The organism is Kribbella sp. NBC_01510 (assembly GCF_045040325.1).
In the GTDB taxonomy this organism is placed as follows: Bacteria; Actinomycetota; Actinomycetes; order Propionibacteriales; family Kribbellaceae; genus Kribbella.
Genome location: NZ_CP109418.1, coordinates 6,687,498 through 6,708,809 on the forward strand (window position 1 = coordinate 6,687,498; position 21,312 = coordinate 6,708,809).

Annotated in this window: 19 protein-coding genes and 1 pseudogene; 13 read left to right on the forward strand and 7 right to left on the reverse strand. The window is 68.2% G+C overall.

Annotation, left to right across the window (positions count from 1 at the left end):
* The first annotated feature begins 45 nt into the window (after positions 1 to 45).
* Positions 46 to 528, forward strand: coding sequence for a hypothetical protein (locus OG558_RS33060; RefSeq protein ID WP_405066484.1), 483 nt, complete (start codon positions 46 to 48; stop codon positions 526 to 528).
* On the opposite strand, the gene OG558_RS33065 is transcribed toward OG558_RS33060, so the two are convergent.
* The 3 genes from OG558_RS33065 to OG558_RS33075 form a co-directional block, all read right to left on the reverse strand.
* A complete protein-coding gene (locus tag OG558_RS33065; RefSeq protein ID WP_405066485.1) occupies positions 506 to 2,209 on the reverse strand; it encodes a SulP family inorganic anion transporter in 1,704 nt (567 codons plus the stop codon). The two genes, OG558_RS33060 and OG558_RS33065, sit on opposite strands and share 23 nt — an antisense overlap.
* 15 nt (positions 2,210 to 2,224) lie before the next feature.
* Complete coding sequence (locus tag OG558_RS33070; RefSeq protein ID WP_405066486.1) at positions 2,225 to 3,721, reverse strand: DUF2252 domain-containing protein; 1,497 nt, start codon at positions 3,719 to 3,721, stop codon at positions 2,225 to 2,227.
* A gap of 149 nt (positions 3,722 to 3,870) precedes the next feature.
* Positions 3,871 to 6,225: an arylsulfatase gene (locus OG558_RS33075; RefSeq protein WP_405066487.1), complete on the reverse strand. Its 2,355-nt coding sequence runs from the start codon at positions 6,223 to 6,225 to the stop codon at positions 3,871 to 3,873.
* Between the two features lie 235 nt (positions 6,226 to 6,460).
* Here OG558_RS33075 and OG558_RS33080 point away from each other — a divergent pair, with 235 nt between their 5' ends.
* From OG558_RS33080 to OG558_RS33095, 4 genes are read left to right on the forward strand one after another with little or no spacing between them, the layout of a single operon-like run.
* The gene (locus OG558_RS33080) at positions 6,461 to 7,759 is read left to right on the forward strand and encodes a diacylglycerol/lipid kinase family protein (protein ID WP_405066488.1); all 1,299 of its coding nucleotides are present in this window, start codon (positions 6,461 to 6,463) and stop codon (positions 7,757 to 7,759) included.
* A complete protein-coding gene (locus tag OG558_RS33085; RefSeq protein ID WP_328521065.1) occupies positions 7,759 to 7,977 on the forward strand; it encodes an amphi-Trp domain-containing protein in 219 nt (72 codons plus the stop codon). Before OG558_RS33080 ends, OG558_RS33085 begins: the two co-directional genes overlap by 1 nt.
* A 13-nt stretch (positions 7,978 to 7,990) precedes the next feature.
* Entirely contained in the window at positions 7,991 to 8,575 is a 585-nt protein-coding gene (locus OG558_RS33090) for a phosphatase PAP2 family protein (protein ID WP_405066489.1), read from the forward strand.
* On the forward strand, positions 8,572 to 9,030 hold the full coding sequence (locus OG558_RS33095; RefSeq protein WP_329477562.1) for a DUF6069 family protein: 459 nt from the start codon (positions 8,572 to 8,574) through the stop codon (positions 9,028 to 9,030). The genes OG558_RS33090 and OG558_RS33095 overlap by 4 nt, the downstream gene beginning before the upstream one ends.
* On the opposite strand, the gene OG558_RS33100 is transcribed toward OG558_RS33095, so the two are convergent.
* Positions 9,024 to 10,736 carry a SulP family inorganic anion transporter gene (locus OG558_RS33100; RefSeq protein WP_405066490.1) on the reverse strand — a complete coding sequence of 571 codons (1,713 nt, stop codon included), beginning with the start codon at positions 10,734 to 10,736 and terminating at the stop codon, positions 9,024 to 9,026. The genes OG558_RS33095 and OG558_RS33100 overlap by 7 nt on opposite strands.
* Before the next feature lie 150 nt (positions 10,737 to 10,886).
* On the opposite strand from OG558_RS33100, the gene OG558_RS33105 reads away from it, so the two are divergent.
* Positions 10,887 to 11,315 (forward strand): hypothetical protein, encoded by a 429-nt coding sequence (locus OG558_RS33105; protein WP_329477556.1) that lies wholly within the window; start codon positions 10,887 to 10,889, stop codon positions 11,313 to 11,315.
* Positions 11,316 to 11,326: 11 nt separating this feature from the next.
* On the opposite strand, the gene OG558_RS33110 is transcribed toward OG558_RS33105, so the two are convergent.
* Both OG558_RS33110 and OG558_RS33115 read right to left on the reverse strand, forming a co-directional pair.
* Positions 11,327 to 11,941, reverse strand: a complete 615-nt coding sequence (locus OG558_RS33110) for a hypothetical protein (RefSeq protein WP_329477554.1) — start codon at positions 11,939 to 11,941, stop codon at positions 11,327 to 11,329.
* Between the two features lie 9 nt (positions 11,942 to 11,950).
* Positions 11,951 to 13,111, reverse strand: coding sequence for an AI-2E family transporter (locus OG558_RS33115; RefSeq protein ID WP_329477552.1), 1,161 nt, complete (start codon positions 13,109 to 13,111; stop codon positions 11,951 to 11,953).
* 187 nt (positions 13,112 to 13,298) lie between these two features.
* Between OG558_RS33115 and OG558_RS33120 the strand changes: the two genes are divergently transcribed.
* From OG558_RS33120 to OG558_RS33145, 6 genes are all read left to right on the forward strand, one after another.
* Positions 13,299 to 13,817, forward strand: a complete 519-nt coding sequence (locus OG558_RS33120; protein WP_405066491.1) for a hypothetical protein — start codon at positions 13,299 to 13,301, stop codon at positions 13,815 to 13,817.
* Positions 13,818 to 13,923: 106 nt separating this feature from the next.
* The gene (locus tag OG558_RS33125; protein WP_329477548.1) at positions 13,924 to 14,334 is read left to right on the forward strand and encodes a hypothetical protein; all 411 of its coding nucleotides are present in this window, start codon (positions 13,924 to 13,926) and stop codon (positions 14,332 to 14,334) included.
* Positions 14,335 to 14,347: 13 nt separating this feature from the next.
* Entirely contained in the window at positions 14,348 to 16,414 is a 2,067-nt protein-coding gene (locus tag OG558_RS33130) for an alkaline phosphatase family protein (protein ID WP_405066492.1), read from the forward strand.
* 47 nt (positions 16,415 to 16,461) lie between these two features.
* Positions 16,462 to 18,057, forward strand: coding sequence for a phospholipase D family protein (locus OG558_RS33135; protein ID WP_405066493.1), 1,596 nt, complete (start codon positions 16,462 to 16,464; stop codon positions 18,055 to 18,057).
* A gap of 1 nt (position 18,058) precedes the next feature.
* Positions 18,059 to 19,147 (forward strand): hypothetical protein, encoded by a 1,089-nt coding sequence (locus OG558_RS33140; RefSeq protein WP_405066494.1) that lies wholly within the window; start codon positions 18,059 to 18,061, stop codon positions 19,145 to 19,147.
* A 77-nt stretch (positions 19,148 to 19,224) separates the two neighbouring features.
* A complete protein-coding gene (locus tag OG558_RS33145; protein ID WP_405066495.1) occupies positions 19,225 to 20,013 on the forward strand; it encodes a YhjD/YihY/BrkB family envelope integrity protein in 789 nt (262 codons plus the stop codon).
* A gap of 225 nt (positions 20,014 to 20,238) precedes the next feature.
* Here the strand turns inward: OG558_RS33145 and OG558_RS33150 are convergent.
* Positions 20,239 to 20,733: pseudogene (locus tag OG558_RS33150) on the reverse strand (hypothetical protein); the annotation flags it as partial.
* 87 nt (positions 20,734 to 20,820) lie between these two features.
* Here OG558_RS33150 and OG558_RS33155 point away from each other — a divergent pair.
* Positions 20,821 to 21,312, forward strand: a complete 492-nt coding sequence (locus OG558_RS33155; RefSeq protein WP_329477537.1) for an RDD family protein — start codon at positions 20,821 to 20,823, stop codon at positions 21,310 to 21,312.

Sequence of the window (21,312 nt, forward strand, 5' to 3'; positions counted from 1 at the left end):
GCCGCCGATTCCGCGGCGGCCGACGCTACGAGAGGAGATACCACGATGGCTGCGAAAGGTGGCGCGGTGATGGCCGGCTCGGTCGTCTTCGCCGGATCGCTGCTCCTGGTGGTCGGATTGGTCAACATCTTCCAGGGATTCATCGCGCTGTTCTCGGACGAGCGTCTGGTCGTGACGCGGAACAAATTCGTCATTGTGGACGTGACCGGCTGGGGATGGTTCCTGATTATCTCCGGGCTGATCATGATGGCCGTCGGCGTCGGCCTGCTCGCGGTGCAGACATGGGCCAGGATCGCGGGCATCGTCGTCGTCGGCCTGCACGCGGTGACGCAGATCGCCTGGATCGGTGCCTACCCGGTCTGGTCGTTGCTGATGATCGCACTGGACGTCGTCATCCTGTTCGCGCTCACCGTCCGGTGGTCCGACGTACGAGACCGGCTCGGAGACACCGGCGTGGAGGCCTGGGGCGGCGAGCCGGCACCCGACATGTCGGGTGCCGAGCGGACTACGCCTCCGCTCCAGCGTTGAGAGCCGCAGATCCCGGGTCGGCTCGATAGGCACGGAAGGTGTCGGCGACGGTCCGGTAGATGTTGCCCTCGCCGATCTCGGCCAAGGTCCCGTACGAGCGGAGCGTGGCAAGCAGCTGGGTGTCCGGCCGGACGAGCACGAAACGGGCGTGGTGAGCCTGGCAGTAGTTGACGAGGTTCGCCAGGGTTACCCCGGCCGAGTAGTCGATGTCGTCGATCGCGCCGCAGTCCAGCGCTACCCAGCGGACCGGATCTGGAGCGTTGGCGATGATCAGCTCCAGATGGTCGACGAAGCGGTTGGCGTTGGCGTAGAAGAGCTCCGCGTCGTAGCGGAAGACCACCAGCCCGGGCAGGCTCTGGACGCCTGGCCGGGCCGCCAGGTACGTCGGCTCGCCGGCCTGGTCCTGACCGATCACGTAGTCGCCCGGTTTGTATTGCCGCCGGATGATGTCGAGCATCGAGAGGACGATGGCGAGGACGATTCCCTGCTCGACGCCGACGGCGAAGACGGTGACCGTGGTGATCACCGCGACCACGAACTCGTTCCTGCGCCGGATCCACAGCCGCTGCAGGCCGGGGATGTCGATCAGGCTGACGCCGATGAGGAAGACGATCCCGCCGAGCACCGCCTTGGGCATGTCCACCAGCAGCCCGGTGAAGAAGAGCGTGAACAGCAGTACGACGGCCGACATCGTCATGTTGGCGAGCTGGGTGCGCCCTTTCTGCTCGTCGAGGATCTGCGTCTTGGTCGGGCTGCCGTTGACCACGAAGGTGCCGCTGAGCCCGGCGGCGAGGTTGGCGCCGCTGAGCCCCACGATGTCCCGGTTGATGTCGACCGCGTCGCCGTGCCGGAACGCGAAGCTGCGGGAGGTGGCGGCGCTCTGGGCGATGATGAGCACGAAGCACGACAACGCGGTCGGCAGCACCTTGGTCACGTCCGGCCAGGAGATGCCCGACGGCAGGCCGATCGGTGGGAAGCCGCCCTGGACGGCGCCGACCACGGCGACGCCGTGCGCCTGTGCATCGGTCAGCGCGGAGATGGCGGTCAGCAGTACGACGGCGACGATGGCACCCGGGACGACCGGGATGAAACGCTTGAAGATCAGGATGATCGCGATCGTGCTGAGCCCGAAAGCGAACGTGGCGAGCTGGATCGAGGACAGCGAGCTGATCCAGTGCCATTGCTGTTCGAACCAGATTCCCTTGCCCTTCGAGATGCCGAGCAGGTCCGGAATCTGGCCGGACAGCACCTGGATGCCGACGCCGGTGAGGAACCCGATCAGCACGGACGTGCTCAGGAAGTCTCCGATGAAGCCCAGCCGCAGCAGCCGCGCCACGATCAGCAGACCGCCGCAGACCAGCGCCGTGAGGCTGGCGAGCGCAAGCCACTCGGGCGATCCGGGTGTGACGCCGGCGATGCCCAGACCGGTCAGACCCGCGGCGAGCACCGCGGCGGTGGCCGAGTCCGCCCCCACCACGAGCAGCCGCGAAGAGCCCAGCAGCGCGAAGAGCAGGGTGGGGAAGATGACCGTGTAGAGCCCGGTCACGATCGGCGTACCGGCGATGGACGTGTAACCCATCACCTCGGGAATCGCCACCGCCGACAGGGTCAGGCCGGCGATGACGTCGCGCGCCAGCCAGGGCCGCTGGTATCCACGCAGCGACTCTGGGATCAGCCTCATGTCGTCCTGCGGTGGTCAGACGTTCTGGATGGCTTCGATTCGGTTCGAGCTGATGGCTTTGGTGAAGTCTGCGAAGTCCTGGTCGTTCTGGGCTGCGTAGCGTTCGGAGAAGTCGGTGATCGACTTGTCGAAGGCATCGTTGTCGCCCAGGTAGGCAGCGATGGACACCGCGTCACCCGATCGTGCGTGAGCACGGGCCAGGGTCCATCCGCACGTGCGGGCGTAGAAGGTCATCACCGCGGGCAACATCATCTCCACGAGCGCTGAGCCCTTCATGTCGCGCAGCTGGCGCCAGTAGAAGTAGCGGTCGGCCTGAACCCCTTTGGACCAGCCGAGGAAGATGTCGCTGCTGGCCTGCATCAATCGCTGGCCCTGGACCACCCGCTCGCCCGGCTGCCTGAACGCACTCTTGCGCAACGTTCCTTCGAGAACCGACCTGGTCGCCTCCTTGACCTGGAGGAACAGCGGATCGCCGCGGTCACGGCCCTGCAGCAGGACGACGAACGCTCGCGTTCCGACGCTGCCGACGCCGACGACCTTCCGGGCCCAGTCGATGATCTCGAAGCGCTCGAGCAGTTGCCGAACGTCGGGCCGAAGGGTGGAGCGGTAGTCCCGGAACAAGTCGAGGACGACGTCCTCGAGAACTCCGGGCTCGAGTCCGTACGTCGCGTGGAGTTCGCGCGCGGGAACGATCACCGGCGGGACGCTGGCGATGCGATAGCGGCCGTCGACCTCCTCGCCGAGCTTGGACAGCGCCTGATTGCTGTTGCGGGAGTGGGCCTTCAGCGCATTCTTCGTAAAGCGCTTGTGGGCCTCTTTCACCTGCTTCGGCGTCATCTCGTCCATGCCGTCCGCGCCGGCGGTCTTGTTCTTGCCCTTACCCTTCTTGGATCCCTTGCCCTTACTGTCGACTCCGGCCAGGAGGGCATTCACCGACTGGTTGATCTCGTCCTCGGAAATGTGGGCGTACCACACGTCGAGGGTTTTCTGAGCGGCGAACTCGGCCATAGTCTCCCGGTAGGAGGTGACACAGGCCTTCGTGATCGCACGACCGTCCGCCTCCGAGTACCCGTTGTTCTGTGCCGCCACCATGAAACTCGCGGCCAGCCGTTTGACGTCGTACTCGAACGGGCCGGGGAGGGTCTCGTCGAAGTCGTTGATGTCGAACACCAGATTTCGCTCCGGCGAGGCGAAGACGCCGAAGTTCGACAGATGGGCGTCGCCACACAACTGGACCTCGAGGCCGGACGTGGGTGTCTCGGCAAGGTCCACGGCCATGATCTTGGCCGCACCGCGGTAGAACGTGAACGGCGAGGCCATCATCCGGCCATGCCGTACCGGGACCAGATCGGCATCACGCCGTAGGTTCTGCTCCTCGATGAGTGCCACCGGATCCGGCCGGTCCGCGGCGGGCATCCACCCTGCGTGACTGTCCGGCATCGCTCGGGTGCGAGCCTCGAGACCGCGCGCATACCGCTCGTCCAGAGTCAGATGTTGAACCTTCGTCGCCATGATCGGCCGCCTTTCTCTCCGTTGCCGACGATTCAGCAGGACTCTGGTCGCCGCATCACCCCTGAGGGACGATCAGGCTCCGGCTGCCGGAACGTCACCGTGGCCCGGCGGGGCCGGGCCTCGGTGAATCCTCGTCGGATGTGGAACTTCTACTCGCGCATCAGCATCAGAGCGGCCTCGCGTTCAAGATCCAGGTACGGGTCGCCGCTGACGTCGACTGCCACCCGGTTGATCGTGCCGCCGGTGAAGGTGTGGGGCGGCTCGCCCGGGTAGTCGTCGGTGATCGGCTCACCGTTGTGCCTGCCGACGTACAGACCTGAACCTGCGATGGCGAAGGCACCGAGCTGAGTCTTGATGTGTCCCTCACCGACCTTCTCGTCCCCGTAGTAGAGCGAGAGTGTGCCGGTTGCGGCGTCGGGGTCCATCCCTTCCTTGTCGAACGAGGCCGACAGGATCAGGTTCTCGCCGGTCGGGATGTCTTTCGTCGCGACGATCTGCTGCTCGAGCGCGCCGACGAAACTGTTCACGTAGTGCAGCCGGTTGTTCTTCACGTACAGCGCGTGGCCACCGAACCTGGCGCCCATCGCGAACAGCACGCCTTCGGCTCCTGGTGCCGGGATGTCGACCAGGGCGCCGATCGAGAACGAGCGGTTGCGGGTGTTGACCGCCTGCCACTCCGAGACCGCGGCGGTGTCGGGGTAGTAGACGTACCGATCCTTCGGTGCGCTCAGCTGCGGCCGGGGGGTACCGAGGATCTCCAGTGGTGAGCGGTCGTCGAGCGGGAAGGCGTCGTTCGCGCCCGCCTCCGCGAACCAGATGTTCACCAGTTCGCGCAGCTTCTCCGGCTGCTCCGCCGCGAGATTCTTGATCTCCGACCGGTCGACCTCGACGTGGTAAAGCTCCCATTCGTCGGCGTTGAAGTGCGCCCAGCCCGACACGGTCGGGTGGGTGGTGACCGCCTTCCAGCCCTGGTGATAGATCGAGCGGGACCCCAGCATCGAGTAGAACTGTGTCCTCCGTCCGGAGTCGGCTGACGCGTCGTCGACGCTGGCCCGCATGCTGATCCCGTCGATGGGGCTCTGGGTGTGTCCCTTGATCGTCTCCGGGGCGTCGACGCCGAGGACGTCGAGGATGGTCGGGACGATGTCGATCGCGTGGTGGTACTGGTGATGGATCTCGCCGCGGGCTGTCGCACCCGCCGGCCACGAGATGATGCAGGGGTCCGCCGTACCGCCGTTGAACTCGTAGCGCTTCCACATCTTGAACGGCGTGTTGAACGCCATCGCCCAGCCGTTGGGGTAGTGGTTGTAGGTCTTCGTGCCACCGAGGTCGTCCAGCTTGGCGAGGTTCTCCGCGAGGTCGTCGGCGATCCCGTTGGCGAACTTCATTTCGTTGACCGAGCCGTTCGGGCCGCCTTCGCCGCTCGCACCGTTGTCGGACACGACGACGATCATCGTGTTGTCCAGCTGGTCGGTCTGCTCCAGGTAGGTGAGCAACCGGCCGATGTGGTGGTCGGCGTGCGCGAGGAATCCGGCGTACACCTCGGCCATCCGGGCGAACAGATGCCGCTCGTCGGCGTTCAGTGTGTCCCACGGACGGGTGTAATCCAGCGTCGGGAACGGCAAATCATCCGGGCCGCTGCGAGTCTCGGGTGTGCCGATCGGATTCAGTGCGGGCAGTTCGGTGTCGGCCGGAACCACACCGAGCTTCTTCTGGCGGGCCAGGGTCTCCTGCCGCATCGCCTCGTACCCCTGGTCGAAGCGCCCGGCGAACTTGTCGATCCAGTCCTTCGGCGCGTGGTGGGGCGCGTGGCAGGCGCCGGGTGCGTAGTACAGCAGGAATGGCTTCTCCGGAGCGATCGCCTTGGCGTCCCTGATGAACTCGATCGCCTTGTCGGTGAGGTCGTCGGTCAGGTGGTAGCCCTCCTCGGGCGAGCGCGGCTGATCGACCGGGTGGTTGTCATAGACCAGGTCGGGGTACCACTGGTTCGTCTCGGCCCCGAGGAACCCGTACCAGCGTTCGAAGCCGCGGCCGCTCGGCCAGTTCCGGCGCGTGGCCGCGAGGTTCATCTCGTCGGTCGGGCACAGATGCCACTTGCCCACCATGTACGTGTTCCAGCCACGCTCGCCGAGGATCTCCGGCAGCATCCCGTTCTCCGGTGGGATCGTGCCGCTGGCGTTCGGGAATCCGATCGCTGCCTCGGTGATGCAGGCCATGCTGTTGCGGGTGTGGTTACGGCCGGTGAGCAGACACGACCGGGTCGGCGAGCACAGCGCCGTCGTGTGCCACTGGGTGAAGCGCACCCCGCGCGAGGCGATCGCGTCGATGTTGGGCGTCTCGATCGGGCCGCCGTAGCAGCTCATTGCCGAGAAGCCGACGTCGTCCAGGACGATGTAGACGACGTTCGGCGCACCGTCCGGGGCCTTCGCCGGCTCGAACGGCGTCCAATCCGCTACGGAGTCGCGGATATCGACATTGATCGTTCCTCGGAACGGCACAGGCATAACGTCCACTCCTCATTGATTGCTGACAGCAGTCGGCCTCAAGACAGCCTCGATCGAGCCCGAATTCGAGTCGCCACCCGCCACGGATGAACCGGTATCCCCACGTGGCAAACGGGCGGGTAGATCATCCGGGCTGTGGGATGCCCTCGAGGGTCGGGGCCGGACAGGATGGCCGTGGTGTCGGGGCTCGGCGCTGAACCGGAGATTCTGAGGGCTGGCCGATGGGGTGGAATTCGTGAGGCGGCGGATTGCGGCGGTGGTCGCGTTGGTGGTGGGGGCCGCGACGCTGGTGTTCGGTGTCGTGAACGCCGTGAATGAGTTTCCGCGCGGCCTCATCTTCCTGGCGTGCGTGGTGATTGCGGTCGTAGCGGCTTGTTACGGCGTACTGCGGCGAGGGATCGCGCGCACGGCTGGGTTGTACGTGGCCGGTCTGGCGCTCGTCGGTGCGCTGCTCGTCATTGTCCTGGGTGGGGACTTCGGCCGCGACCTTCTGCTCATCGTGGGACTGCTGGTCACTCTGGCAGCCACCCGGGCCAGCTTCACCTCCCGCGTGGATCTCCCATCCGCGCCGGCACCGCAGCATCCGGTGCTGTTCTACAACCCGAAATCCGGTGGCGGGAAGGCAGAACGCTTCGCAGTCGCCAAGGAAGCGCGTGACCGCGGGATCGAGCCGATCGAGCTGAAGCGCGGGGACGATCTCGAGACCCTGGTCCGCGGCGCGGTCGCGCGGGGCGCGGACGGACTCGCGATGGCCGGTGGGGACGGCTCACAGGCGGTCGTCGCCGCGGTCGCCGCCGAACTCTCGCTGCCCTACGCGTGCGTGCCGGCCGGCACCCGCAACCACTTCGCGCTCGACCTCGGGGTCGACCGTGACGACGTGGTCGGTGCGCTGGACGCCTTCGTCAACGGCGGCGAGCGCTTGGTGGATCTCGCGGAGGTCAACGGGCGGGTGTTCGTCAACAACGTGTCGCTCGGCGTGTACGCCGAAGCCGTCCAGCGCACCGGCTACCGCGCGGCGAAGATCCGCACTCTGCTCGACACCGTGCCCGACGCCCTCGGCGCCGGTGGCAGCGACCTCGATATGCGCTGGGCGGGGCCGGAAGGGCAGGAACACCGCGGGGGAGCCGCCGTGCTCGTCTCGAACAACCGCTACCGCCTCGGTCGTGCGGTCGGTTCCGGCACCCGCCCGCGCATCGACGACGGTCTGCTCGGCATCACCGTCATGGGCGCGCCCGCGGATGAAGGTCAACGCCGCCTTCAGCGTCCTATGCGCGAGTGGACGACTCCGTCCTTCCAGGTCGATGCCGATCGGCCACTGCCGGCCGGCGTCGACGGCGAGGCGCTCATCTTCGACGCGCCGCTGCGCTTTCAGATCCGGCCCGGAGTTCTCCGGGTCCGTATCGCGCCCCAGCACCCGGGCGCATCGCCGTCGGCGATGCTTCCCGAGGGCCTCCGCGACGGCCTGGCCGCGCTGGTGCGCATCGCTCTGGGCCGCGACCGGCACTCGGCAAGCTCAACCCCTGGGAGGCCGTAATGGATCTGATCGAGATCCACGAGAAGGAGCCGATGAGCCGGGAGGCCGCCGCGGCCCGATTGCGCGCTCTTGCCGACAGCCTCACCAAGGAGAACGATGTCGAGTTCGACCGAGGCGGCCTGCGAGTCAGGGTGCACGTTCCGGACGAGGTGTTCCTGAAGCTCGAGTTCGAGCTCGGGGACGACGGGAGTGAGCTCGAGGTCGAGCTCACATGGTGACGGAAACCGTTGCGTGATCGGCTCATCGCACCGGCTCTCTGCCTACGACCGCGCGCTGTACCGGTCGGTGGCAGAACTGTCGACGCCCGTCCTGGACGAGCCGCTACGACGGGTGTCCGACTTCGCCAACTTCTCCAAGCCATGGTTCCTGGTGGCCGGCGCCCTCGCGCTGTTCGGCGGCCCGCAGGGCCGGCGGGCCGCGGTCGCGGGGCTCGGGGCGATCGGGGCGGCGTCGTTGCTGGTGAACCAGCCACTCAAGAAGATGGTCGGTGAACGCCACCGGCCCGACCGGGTCGGCCTCGGTGTCCCCGTGCAGCGCTGGGTGCGTATGCCCTCGTCGGGATCCTTTCCGTCCGGACACTCCGCGTCCGCGGCGGCCTTCGCCGTCGCCGTCGGGGAGGTCGTGCCCACGCTTCGGCCGGCACTGCGCGGTGCGGCGGCGGTCGTTGCGTTCTCCCGGGTGTACACAGGCGTGCACTACCCGAGTGACGTTCTGGTCGGCGCGACCGTCGGGGCGCTGTTCGGACGCCTGGCCGGACGGCTGGCGCTCCGCGGCGGCCCACCAAAGCCAGCCGAAGACAAGGAGCACACGTCATGACAGTTCAACCCACCCAAGGCGGTGCGAACGCGATCGTCGCCAGCCGGCTGTGGGCCGGAGGCGCTGCCACGGCCATCATCGCCGCACTGATCGCGGTGGTCGGCATACTGCTTGCGCGCGGCGTCTTCGACGTACCCGTCCTCGCACCCGAAGGCGAGGGCACCTGGGGAGACGCCGACACCCTGAAGTACGCGGTGTACTGCGCTGTCGCGGCGCTGGTGGCCACCGGCCTGCTGCATCTGTTGCTGCTGTCCACGCCGCGGCCCCTGCAGTTCTTCCATTGGATCATCGGGCTGGCCACGATCGCCGCGGCACTCCTCCCGTTCGTGGCCAACGGCACGACGTCATCGAAGATTGCGACGGGGTTGATCAACCTCATCGTCGGGATCGCCATCGGCACCCTGCTGACCGGAGCGGCGCGGTCGGCCATGCGGGACCGCCGTACCACTTACTGATCGGAGTTCGGCGGTCGACGCCGCACTGCCCAGCTCTCCGCCTCCCGCAAGGCTTGCGTCGTCGATTCCCCGACCACTTCGGTAGCCTCGAAGACGCCGACCGGTTCGGACGCCCCCGTCCGGTCGGTACGACGCAGCAGCTTGGCGACGGCGTGGTCGACCCCGCTGAGATACAACCGGCCGCCGACGGCGTCGAGGGCGGCGGCGTAGTCCTCCACGACCTTGACGAACGTCGCACCAACGGCTGTCCGGCCGCGCATCCGCAGTACGACGGTTGGTGCCTCGGCGCCGGCCGGGTCAGGCAGTTTGGCCTGAAGAGTGCGGGAGCCGGCGTACAGCAGGCTCCCGTACACGTCGACGACGGTCGCCCGATAGCTGGGCAGCCGCGCGGGAGCCGGGTGTTCGCTCCACCGGCCGTCGCCGATGGGCGTCAGCTGGACGACCTTGAGGTCCGACGCCTCCTGGTTGAGCTGCAGCAGCAGCGAGAGGGACACGCCGATGCCGACCGCGGCGGCGATCGGCAGGAACAGGGTTGCGCAGAAGGTCGTGACGACCGCGATCTCCGACGTCGGGCCGGTCCGCAGGATCGACACCAGCTCGCGCGGCCGCAGCGACTTGGCCGCCGCATAGATGAGCACGGCCGCCAGTGTCGGCATGGCGACCAGCCCGATCACCTGGGAGAAGGCTGCGAGGATCGCGATCATCCACAGGCCTGAACAGATCGCCGCCCACCTGGTCCGGCCGCCGACCGTCTGGTTCAGGGAGGTCTGGCCCACCGAACCGCCGACCGGCAGGCCGCGGAAGAAGCCGGCCGCGGCGTTGCCGATGCCCTGGGCAACGAAGTCCCGGTTCGCGTCCGAGGCGGTTCCGTCCCGGTTCGGCGCGGCGTCGGCGACACCACTGCCCTGCACGAGGACGATGGCCGCAACCGCCAGAGCGCCGGTGAGCAAAGAGAACGACAGTTGGCCGAGGTCCGGCAGTTGCGGCAGCGGAATGCCGCGAGGAATCTGTCCGATGTCCTTCACGAGGGTCACCTGGTCGGCGCCGGCGAGTGCCAGGCCGGCGGTTGGGACGGCGAGCGCCACCAACGCACTCACCCTCGCCAGCGGGGTGCGGGACAGGCCGACGAGGATCGCGAGCGCGGCGAGGCCCGCGAGCAGCGATGCGAGGTCGATCTGCCCGGGGTGGAAGACGTCCATGGCCCTCGTGAGCGCGACGTCGCCCGTGGCGTTCGCGCCGGCGAGGCTGGGTAGTTGACTGAGGATGATGTTGACCGAGATCCCGCTGAGGAACCCGGTCATCACCGAGTGTGACACGAAGCGGGTGTAGCGCCCCAACCGGGCGATGCCCGCCAGGATCATCACCAGGCCGGCGATGATCGTCAACAGCAGCAGGGCTTGCGGCCGGTCCGCGGGGTCCACGCCTTCCAGGGCCGATCCGGCGGCCAGGGCCCCGGCCGTGGTAGTGGTGATCACCATCAGCTGGCTGCTCGTCGCGAATCCGCCCGCGACCGGACCGGCGAAGCTCGCGTAGAGGCCATGGATCGGGTTCACGCCGATGAGTGCCGCGGACGCCATCCCGTTGGGAACGCTGCTGATCGCGCCCGGCAGCCCGGCGATCACGTCGGCGCGCAGGTTCCGTCGCTCGGGACGGATCGATCGCAGCCACCGCAGCAGCGGGCGCGCGGTCACGCGGTGACCGGCCACGCGCGTCTCCCTCCGCGATCGAGGGTCTGATGGCTGCGAGCCTAGGGGCTGAGCGGCGGCGGCATCTCACCCTGGATGGACGATGCGGTGCGGCGGATCGGCGGGCATCGTCATCACCGTGGGGGCGAATGACCAGAAAGGGGTGGCACCATGACGCACGGCGAATACGGTCCGATGGACGACCTGGAAGTGGAGCAGGATGTCTCGAGCGGAGCGGTGGGCGGCGTCGCGTTCGCCGCGACCTTGACGGCGATGATCGGTTCGTTCTCGATCGTGGCGGGGCTCGCCGCGATTCTCGACGATAACTACATGGTCAACAACCGGCGCTACGCGTTCCACCTCTCCGTCCCCGCGTGGGGGTGGATCCACCTGGTGCTGGGCATCGCACTCGTCGTGGTCGGGATCGGGCTTTTCATGAACAAGGCGTGGGCAGGGTTGGTCGCGATCATCTTCGCCGGGCTGACCGCCCTCGACTACTTCTTCTTCATTCCTGTCCAGCCGGTCTGGTCGATCGTGGTGATCGCGCTCTGCGTGTGGGTCATCTGGTCCGTGACGCACGCTCGAGAAAGCCAGGTCTGACCCGGTCGGCGTCAAGGTCTGCGGGCCGCCGTCGCTTGCCTCCGTCCCCAGTGCGCGCGGCGGCTGAGGGCGCGGACGAAGAATTCGCCCAGCTGATAGCGCGGGTCGGGCACGGTGGGGATCGACGCGGGGGAGCCGAAGGCCACGTCCTCGATGGTGAGCCGGGAGCCTCGACTCAGCGCATCGTGATAACCGACGAGTCGCCCGTCCACCCGAAGGTAGGTCTTGCCGCTGGTGTGCCAGTCGAATCTCAGTTCCGCGAAGTGCGTGCTGGGGTTCGGCAGCTGCCCGATGTCGTGCCAGGCTCGGTGCAGCCGGACCCGGACCAAGGCCTGGAAGCTGGTCAGCGGTTCGAGGCTCAGATCGAACTCGTCCCCGAGGCGAAGGATCCGCACCGACGAGCTCACGGTCCGGCCGGGGTGCTTGAACTGCAATTGGCAGCTCACTCCGATCACATCCACCAGGGGAGTGTCGAGGACATAGTGGAGGCTGCGGCCGGGTGCGATCAGGACGGTGCCCTCGGACGGACTCAGTGGGAGCGAGCTGGGCGACAAGCTGCCCGGCAGGCCGTGAAGCGACCGGATGTTGTGGTCCGGGAACTCGCGCAGCAACACTGAGCGCCACATGTCGATCCCCTATCCGGCCTGCTCGGCCGTGAGATCGGCAGGTGGGAGGTCGGCCGGTTCCGCGGTCGGGGCGTCCTCCGGGAGCGGGGCACCGGAGATCAGGCCGCCGAGCCAGCGGGTGGAGGGGTCGGCCTCCAGGAGCAGGGCCTTCGTCAGCAGCGAGAGCGGGATGGCCATGACGGCGCCCAGCGGGCCGAGGACCCAGGCCCAGAAGACCAGGGAGACGAAGGTCAGCGTCGTGGACAGACCGACCGCGTCGCCGACGACCTTCGGCTGGATGATCGACTGGATGATGAAGTTGATGACGCTGTACGCCACGATCACCCACAGAAAGGTCTCCCAGCCCTGGTCGAGCAGCCCGAGCAGCGCGGGCGGGATCACCCCGATGAAGAACCCGACGTTCGGGATGTAGTTGGTGATCAGGGCGAGCAGACCCCACAGCCAGGGCAGCGGGATGTCCAGCAGGTAGAGGACCCCGACGTCGAAGATCGCGACGATCAGCCCGAAGACGGTGGAGACGATCAGGTAGCGCGTCGTGCTTCGTGCGAAGCCGGTCAGGGCGGCGGTGATCTCCGGCCGGACCCGCGCCGTCTCGCGCAGGCGGTCCGAGAAGTGGGTGGCGTCGATTCCCATGAAGAACAGCAGGATGACGACGAAGGCCAGGTTCGAGAAGACCCCGAGGAGTCCGCTCAGCCAGCCTTGCAGGACATCGAGGAGCGCCCCCAGGTCGAGCTTCTTCAGGGCGGCCTGGATTTGGTCCTGGCCCACGCCGAGGTTCGCCAGCCAGCTCCGGATGTCGTCGACAAGGCCGGCGAACTTGTCCTGGTACGTCGGCAGCAGAGTCGCCAGCTTGGCGAGCGACAAGGCCAGCGCAACCGCCACTGCCAGCAAGAAGACGATCACGACCACGAGCGCGATCAGTGCGGCAAGCCAGCGCCTGACGCCTCGTCTGATCAGCAGTTGGCGCAGCGGCGTGACAGCGATCGTCAGCACGAGCGCGAGGAAGACGGGTCCGACGATGCCCGGGATGCTGCGGAGTCCGGCGGCCGTCAGGACGGCGGCGCCCGTCCCGAGGAGGACGATCACCCCGCGCGGCAACGCCCAGGACGGAGGCGGCGGGCCGGCGCCCGGCGCCTGGCCATCGAGGGACTCCGTGGAGCCTGCGGACATGGTCGCAACCTCCCTCCCCGGACTCCATCCGGGCTTCGAAGATCGCTCAGATCACCGTGGGCAGCATCACCCGCCCTGGATGATCCTTCGCGTCATCCGATCGGGGTGAGGTGGTGGGGTCCGTCGCCGCGGGAGGCTGCTCCTGATCCCATGGCACTGACCTGAACGGCACTGTGAAGGAGGCCGGATGGGAGACGGGCCGACGGCCGACTCGGCCACCGCGCGCCAGGAGCGTTCCCCGTCCGACTACGCGGGGGCGATCTACGGGTCCCTGCTGGCGGCGTCAGTGGTGGCCGGCACCGGCCCTGGGCATCAGCCTCCGAACCCTGGCCAGTTGATCGCACTGCTGCTCGCGACCGGCGTGGTGTTCTGGCTGGCCCACGTGTATGCCCACCTGGTCGGAGAGAAATCATCCCGAGCCCTCGTGTCCCTGACGGAGTTCCGCGTCTGTGCCAGGCGGGAGTGGCCGATCGTGCAGGCCGCCGTACCTCCCGCGGCGGCGGTCGGCATCGGTGTGTTCCTCGGGTTGTCGGACGCCGGCGCCGCGTGGCTGGCGCTGGCGGTGGCGGTCGGATCCCAGTTGGGATGGGCGCTGTACGTCGCTGCCAAAGCAGGCGCCACCAGGGGCCGCCTGGTGGCTGCTGGTGTCATCAACCTCGTCCTGGGCCTGGTGATCGTCCTGCTGAAGGCCGCGTTGACCCATTGAGGCCGGTACGTCGTCCGCCAAGGGTGACGCGCCGGCGGTCGGTGCGGTCCTACTGTCGAACGCGCACTCGACGTCCGTCGAGACCGAGCAGGAGGAGTGGACACAGATGACCGGCAACCGCACTGTCGAGCCGCAGGCAGAGTCGGGCTGGGCGATGACCGGAGTCGCCTTCGCTGCCACGATGATGCTGCTGATCGGCGCCTTCCACGTGATCGCCGGCCTCGCCGCGATCCTGAACGACGAATACTTCGGGATCGTCCGGGGCTACGCCTTCCATCTGGACGTCACCGGCTGGGGCTGGATCCACCTGGTCATCGGCCTGGCGCTCATCGTCGCCGGCGTCGGTCTGTTCTCCCGAGCGGTGTGGGCAGGTGTGATCGCCCTGTTCCTGGTGGTGCTGAGTGCGATCGACAACTTCTTCTTCATTCCCTATCAGCCGTTCTGGGCGCTGCTGCTGATCGCGCTCGACGCGTGGGTGATCTGGGCGCTGACGCGTCCGCGCGCACTGCGGACCTGACGGCCGGGCACCCGTGGCCACCCCGCTGGTCCGGACTGGCGATCTCGGCCGGATCGTCGCCACCTATGTCACCTCGGTCCTGGCGCTGGCCCTGGCGGCCGCCGTGCTGCCCGGCCTGCGGTTCACGTCGTTACAGCAGTTGCTCGCCACGGCTGCGGCGGCCTTGCTGATCGGTGCGCTGGTGCGCCCGGTCCTCGTCGCCGCGAGTGCGGCGATCGGCTGGCTCGCGGTGCTCCTGCTGGCATTTCTCGGGCAGGCCGTGATCCTCGCGGTGGCGCTCACGCTGATCCCGGGCGTCGAGGCGGACTCGTTCTGGGTCGTGCTCGCCGCCGCCTGGATCGTGGCGGCCGCGACGACGATCGTGGCGTGGCTCTGCACCTCCGGTACGCCGGAAGCCTTCACCGCGGCCCTCGTCCGCCGGACCAGGCGCCGGCGCACACCGGTCGACGATCCCGAGGCTCCCGGCGTCATCTTCGTTCAGCTCGACGGCGTGCCCTTCCCCGTCCTGCGCTGGCAGCTCCTGGCCGCCACCCTGCCCACGGTGGGCCGCTGGATCCGCGACGGCGGCTATCGGCTGGTGGAATGGACGCCGGTGCTGCCACCCACCACACCGGCCAGCCAGTTGGGGATCCTGCACGGCCGCATCGACGGCGTCCCCGCCTTCCGCTGGTACGACCGTGCCCTCGGGCGGGTGCTGGTGGCCAACCGCGCCGCCGACGCCGCCGAGATCGAGCGCCGCGCCTCTGATGGTCGCGGTCTGCTGGCCGACGGCGGCGTGAGTATCTCCAACCTGTTCAGCGGAGACGCCGAGCGATCGGTACTGACGATGAGCAAGATCGAGCTCAAGCGGGGTTCCGCTGACACGCGTCGCCGCGTCGGCTGGTATCTCGCCCGGCCGGACGGGTTCGCGGGCAGCCTGTTCGGGGCGGTCGCGGAGATCGCCAGGGAGCGGTTCGAGGCCCGGCGGCAACGTCGGCGCGACGTTCGCCCACGGGGACACCGCGGCTGGCTGTTCGCCGGCATGCGGGCCGTGACGAACGTCGTACTGCGGGATCTCAACACCGCGCTGGTGGCCGAGGAGATGATTCGTGGCACGCGGTCCGTATACGTCGACTATGTCGACTACGACGAGGTGGCTCATCACGCCGGCTGCCTGCGGCCCGAGTCGCTGGCCGCGCTCGATCGGCTCGATCACGTGCTGGCGTGCTTGGAGGAGGTCGCCGCGGCCGCGCCCCGGCCCTACCGGCTGGTGATCCTGTCCGACCACGGGCAGTCCCAGGGAGCGATCTTCGCCGATCGGTACGGAGTCGACCTCGCCGCCGTCTGTGCACAGCTGACCGAGGCACAGGTCGAGGCCGTCGAGCAGCCGGTCGAGGGCTGGGGGCGCCTGAACGGGCTCCTGGCCGATCTGTCCGGAAGTGACTCGAGCCGGGGGCGCGCCGCCCATGGCGCGGCACTCCGGGTCCAGCGCCGTTCCGCGCCGCCCACGGTCACGGCCGGCTCGGACCTGGTCGTCCTCGGGTCGGGAAACCTCGGCCTGGTCTACGCCGCCGAGGAACGCCGGCTGACGATGGAGGACATCAACGGTCGCTGGCCGGCCCTCATCCCGGGGCTGGTGAACCATGAGGGGATCAGCTTCGTCGCGGTGCTGAGCACCGAGCACGGACCGCTGGTGGTCGGGCCCTCGGGTCTTCACCGGCTGACCGACTCCAAGGTGACGGGGGACGACCCACTGGCGCAATTCGGGCCGCTGATCCCGGCCGACCTGCTGCGAGCGGTGTCGATGCCCGAGGCACCTGATCTGTACGTGAACAGCTCGGTCGACCAGGACACGGGCGAGGTCTCCGCGTTCGAGGGTCTGGTGGGCTGTCACGGTGGGCTCGGCGGGTGGCAGGGACGGGGGTTCCTGCTCGCTCCGCCCGACCTGGCCGTTCCGGACCAGCCGATCCGCGGCGCGGACGAGCTGCACCGCGTGCTCGTCGGCTACCTCGAACAGCTCGGGCAGCGCGGCGGGATCTCTCGCGACGGCGCGACACAGCTATCACCGCCGGACCGACGGAGACTCACCCACAGAGGATGAGCAAACCGGCGCGGCCGGCGGGCAACACTCGACCGAGGGGTGTCACGATGATCGACCAGACTGCCGGTAAGTGGTTCCTCCGCCCGGACGAGCGCGGTAATCCCGGCACGGACATCGACCGGGTCGGCGACGTGGACGGGTCCTGGGTCGAGGGCAACCTGGTCCGGCCGCTGATCCACGGGGCGACCTACTTCCGCCGGCTGTACGAGGAGCTCTGCGCGCTGCAGGCCGGCGACCGGGTGTATTTCACCGACTGGCGCGGCGACGCGGATGAGAAGTTGCTGCCCGACGGCCCGGCGATCGGGACGGTCCTGGCCGATCTGGCCCGATCGGGAGTCGAGGTCAGAGGGCTGTTGTGGCGATCGCATTCGGATTACCTGCAGTTCAACGCGAAGGAGAACCGGCGGTTGGGAACCAAGCTCAACGAGGCCGGCGCCGAGGTGCTGCTCGACCAGCGGGTCCGGTGGATGTCGTCGCACCACCAGAAGCTGGTCGTCATCCAGCACAAGGGGCGACGGGAACTGGATCTCGCGTTCGTCGGCGGCATCGACCTGTCCCATCAGCGCCGGGACGACGGCGAGCATCTGGGGGACCCACAACAGGCACCGATGGATCGCAGGTACGGCGACCGCACACCTTGGCACGATGCGGCGCTGGAGATCCGCGGACCGGTCGTCGGCGATCTGCTCCGCACCTTCATCGAGCGCTGGGACGACGGCCACCCGCTGGACCGGCGGACGCCGTACCGGATGATCAGGCAACGGCTCGCCCGGATGCCGCGCCATCCGAAGTCGCTGCCGGAGAGGTTCCCGGATCCACCTCCGGCCGGGCCGCACGCCGTACAGGTGCTGCGAACGTATGCCAACAAGCGTCCCGGCTTTCCGTTCGCGCCCGAGGGGGAGCGGAGCATCGCCCGTGCGTACGGCAAGGCGTTCGGCAACGCCCGGAGCCTGATCTATCTGGAGGACCAGTACCTGTGGTCCGAGCTGATCGCGCAGGGCATCCACGATGCCCTCGAGCGGTCACCCGAGCTCCGGGTGATCGTCGTCGTGCCGCGCTACCCGGACGCCGACGGTGCGGTGAGTGGACCTCCCGCTCGCTTCGGTCAGCTGCGCGCTGTGCAGATGCTGCGGCGGACCGCGCCCGAGCGCGTCGGGGTCTACAACCTGGAGAACGCCGTGGGCGCACCCATCTACGTGCACGCGAAGATCTGCATCGTCGACGACGTGTGGTTCACCTGCGGCTCGGACAACTTCAACCGCCGCTCCTGGACCTGTGACAGCGAACTCACCTGCGCGGTCCTCGACCCGACTCCCGAGGACGGGGAGTTCGTGACCGAGGGCACCCGCCGGCTCGCGCGGGAGCTGCGGCTGGAGGTGTGGTCGGAGCATCTCGGCCTGCCGCGCCGCAACCTGGCGCGCCTCGACCCGCGGACGGGCTTCGACCTGTGGTCGCGAACCGCCGCGGACCTGGAGGCCTGGCACGCCGGTGGCCGCACCGGCATCCGGCCACCCGGACAGATCCGCCCGCACGAGCCACAACCAGTGTCCCGGTTCCAAGCGCTCTGGGCGGAACCGCTCTATCGGCTGATCTACGACCCGGACGGCCGGCCCCGCCGGATGCGCCGGCATGGGGAGTTCTGACATGAGTGTCGAGTTCGTGTTCTGGACCGTTGTCCTGGCGCGCTTCGCGCTGCCGCTGTTCATCCCGAAGTTCCCGCTGCCGGCGATCATCGCCTGCCTCCTGCTCGACGGCGTCGACCAGTCGATCTTCCAGTGGTTCGGTTTCGACCCGCCGTTCTACCAGAGCTACGACAAGGCCATGGACGTCTTCTACCTGTCCATCGCCTACCTGGCGAGCCTGCGGAACTGGACCAACCCGGGGGCGGTGAAGATCAGCCGCTTCCTGTTCTTCTTCCGCCAGATCGGTGTGGTCGCGTTCGAGCTCACCGGCGCGCGGGCGCTGCTGTTGTTGTTCCCGAACACCTTCGAGTACTTCTTCATCGCCTACGAAGGGGTCCGGACCCGGCGGAACCCGTTGCGGTACAGCTTCAAGTTCTGGGTGATCGTCGCCGCCGCGATCTGGATCTTCGTCAAGCTGCCGCAGGAGTACTGGATCCACATCGCCCAGCTGGACCTGACCGACACGATCCGGGACGTGCCCTGGTTCCTCCCGGCGCTGATCGTCGCCGTGCTCGCTCTGCTCGCGGTCCTGTACTTCTTCGTCCGGCCGCGGCTCAGCCCGGCAGACTGGGCCTGGCGGTTCCGCGCCGATCCGCTGCCCGAGGGAATCGACGAGGCCCACGAGCGGGCCGCGTACCAGGCCGCGCACCGCAAGGTGTTCGACAGCACAACGCTGGAGAAGACCTTCCTGATCGGCCTGATCAGCATCATCTACGGCGAGGTGCTGCCCGGCGTCGAGTCGAGCAACCTCGAACTGTTCCTCGGGATCGCGGTCTTCGTGGTGATCAACGCCGCGATCGGCCTGTGGGCGGCGAAGCGCGGCCACTCGTGGGACTCCGCGGCGGTCTCGTTCGGGGTCGTCTTCGCGACGAACGTCGTACTGGTGGTGCTGGCCGACGTGTTGCTGTCCCGGGGACCGGGCCAGCTGCACCTGGTCGACGCGCTCTTCTTCATCTTCCTGTTCAGCATTCTCGCCACCCTGTACGACCGGTACCGCCCGATCGCCGACTACCGCGCCGCCGCTACTGATCGGACGGGAGCCGAGCGCTGACGGGTAAGCGACTGGAGGCGATCACTCGGCGGCTGGAGCAGACGTTCCTGGGCCGGTGCGTCGAGTCGTTCGTGGCCATGCGCGGCATCGACCGGGCGATGGTCATCGCCTCGCAGGCGCTGACGGCGCTCGTTCCACTGCTGCTCCTGGTCTCGACGCTTGCTCCGGCGAACCGCCGTGACGTCGTCGCGCAGGGACTCATCAGGAAGTTCGAGCTCAGCGGCAACGCCGCCGCGGCCGTTCGGGAGGTGTTCACGCGGCCCCCAGGCGGCTCGAACATCGGTTTGCTGAGCGTGGTGATCCTGGTCTTCTCGGGAGTGTCGCTCGCCCGCCGGGTGCAGCGGATGTACCAGGATGCCTGGCGGCTCGACAGTGTTTCGGGCGTTCGTGGGTCGCTCACGACGTTCGTCGGCCTGGCCGCCCTGCTGCTGCAGATCGCCTTGCTGTCTCTGGCCCGCTCGGCGGTGCGGACGCTGCCGATGAACTGGTTGCTGAGCGTTACGGCCTCGATCGTGAGCGGACTGGTGCTGTGGATCTGCATCCCGTGGCTGCTGCTCGACGGCCGCGTTCACTGGCGACGACTCTTGCCGACCGCGGTGGTGGCGAGCCTCTGCGGCGCTGCCTACAGCAGTGCGTCCACCATCTACATGCCGCGGATGATGGAGACCAACAGCGAGCGGTACGGCCTCTTCGGTGTCACGCTGGCCCTGGTTGGCTGGTTACTGGCGGTGTCGCTCATCCTGGTGATGGCGACCGTGGTCGGGGCGGAGTTCGACCGCAGCCAGGGCTGGTTCGCGCGCCGCGTCCGTACCTGGCTCGGAACCGAGGCTCATCCCGGGCCGGGCGTTCTCCCCCACCATGGATGAGGTGGCGCCCGGCGGCGGGACGGAGCATGGTCGCGTGGGTACATCAGAGCAGCCGGGGAACTCGCCTGACGCGCCACTGGGTGACGCACCGCTGGGCGACGTGCCGCCGGGTGACGTGCCGCCGGGTGACGTGCCGCCGGGTGACGTGCCGCCGGGTGAAGTGCCGCCGGGTGAAGTGCCGCTGAGTGAAGTGCCGCTGAGCGAAGTGCCCCTGAGCGAAGTGCCCCTGAGCGAAGTGCCCCTGAGCGAAGTGCCCCTGAGTGACACGCCGCCGAGTGACGCGCCGCCGCTGGGACCGCAGGCGCTCCGCGTGCTCGACACGGCCGTCGGGGCTTCCCTGCTGGCCGCGGCAGTCGCGCAGACGGTAGGACGCCGGGTCGGGGGCGCTCTCAGCCCGGTCCGGCACCGGGTCGGGGGAGCTGTCAACCCGGTCGCCGTCGTGATCCTGCGGCCGCCGATGCTGGCGGAGCGGTACCAGCCGGCTACTTGGCTGGACGGTTTGGCTGAGCGCGGTGGCCGGCAACGTGCGGAACTGGAGCGCCAGCTGATGGCCGTGGTGGACTGGATGGTTCCCGCGGTGGCAGCGGAGGTGCTGAAGCGAATCGATGTGGCCGGAATGGCCGAGGGGGTGATCGCGGAGGTCGATCTCGCCGAGATCATCCGGCAGTCCTCCGGATCCGTTGCCTCCGACACCGTCCGCGGCGTCCGCATGCAGGGCATCTCCGGTGATCAGGCCGTCGGCCGCGTGGTGGCCCGGCTGAAGCTGCGGCGCGGCCGCAAAGACCCTAAGACGACGCCAACGCAACCATGAGAACGGACGAGTACGTGTCGATCGTCCCGCGCGAGGCCGAGCCGTACCAGGGACGACGAGCGGGCCTCGTCACCCGGTCGATCGCCGGTGTCATCGACGCGCTCGTGGTGGCGGTGGTGCTGGTGGCCGGCTATGTGGGCGTCAACGGGCTGAAGTTCCTGATCGATCCCCGGGGCTTCCAGTTCAGTGAAGCCTCGCCGCTGCCGGGTGTCACGACCGGGATACTCATCCTCATCGTCTACCTCACGGCCGCTTGGTCGATCACCGGACGAACCTACGGCTGTCAGGTGATGGCGCTGCGGGTGGTCGACCATCGCGGGAGGCCGCTGCGGCCGCTCGTCGCGCTGCTGCGGGCCGTCTTCTATGTCGTGTTCCCGCTCGGACTGCTGTTGTGCGCGGGCGGGCGCCTGCACCGCTCTGTGCAGGACCTCGTCCTGCGGACGTCGGTCATCTACGACTGGCTACCCGGACAACCGTGGAGGAGGTGA

Bases quoted from the DNA above. Each gene is read 5' to 3' on its own strand.
- OG558_RS33110 (WP_329477554.1), bottom strand. From the start codon at position 11,941: ATGTGGCGCTCAGTGTTGCTGCGCGAGTTCCCGGACCACAACATCCGG.
- OG558_RS33155 (WP_329477537.1), top strand. From the start codon at position 20,821: ATGAGAACGGACGAGTACGTGTCGATCGTCCCGCGCGAGGCCGAGCCG.
- OG558_RS33105 (WP_329477556.1), top strand. From the start codon at position 10,887: ATGACGCACGGCGAATACGGTCCGATGGACGACCTGGAAGTGGAGCAG.
- OG558_RS33135 (WP_405066493.1), top strand. From the start codon at position 16,462: ATGATCGACCAGACTGCCGGTAAGTGGTTCCTCCGCCCGGACGAGCGC.
- OG558_RS33095 (WP_329477562.1), top strand. From the start codon at position 8,572: ATGACAGTTCAACCCACCCAAGGCGGTGCGAACGCGATCGTCGCCAGC.
- OG558_RS33065 (WP_405066485.1), bottom strand. From the start codon at position 2,209: ATGAGGCTGATCCCAGAGTCGCTGCGTGGATACCAGCGGCCCTGGCTG.
- OG558_RS33140 (WP_405066494.1), top strand. From the start codon at position 18,059: ATGAGTGTCGAGTTCGTGTTCTGGACCGTTGTCCTGGCGCGCTTCGCG.
- OG558_RS33125 (WP_329477548.1), top strand. From the start codon at position 13,924: ATGACCGGCAACCGCACTGTCGAGCCGCAGGCAGAGTCGGGCTGGGCG.
- OG558_RS33085 (WP_328521065.1), top strand. From the start codon at position 7,759: ATGGATCTGATCGAGATCCACGAGAAGGAGCCGATGAGCCGGGAGGCC.
- OG558_RS33070 (WP_405066486.1), bottom strand. From the start codon at position 3,721: ATGGCGACGAAGGTTCAACATCTGACTCTGGACGAGCGGTATGCGCGC.
- OG558_RS33145 (WP_405066495.1), top strand. From the start codon at position 19,225: ATGCGCGGCATCGACCGGGCGATGGTCATCGCCTCGCAGGCGCTGACG.
- OG558_RS33075 (WP_405066487.1), bottom strand. From the start codon at position 6,225: ATGCCTGTGCCGTTCCGAGGAACGATCAATGTCGATATCCGCGACTCC.
- OG558_RS33115 (WP_329477552.1), bottom strand. From the start codon at position 13,111: ATGTCCGCAGGCTCCACGGAGTCCCTCGATGGCCAGGCGCCGGGCGCC.
- OG558_RS33060 (WP_405066484.1), top strand. From the start codon at position 46: ATGGCTGCGAAAGGTGGCGCGGTGATGGCCGGCTCGGTCGTCTTCGCC.
- OG558_RS33120 (WP_405066491.1), top strand. From the start codon at position 13,299: ATGGGAGACGGGCCGACGGCCGACTCGGCCACCGCGCGCCAGGAGCGT.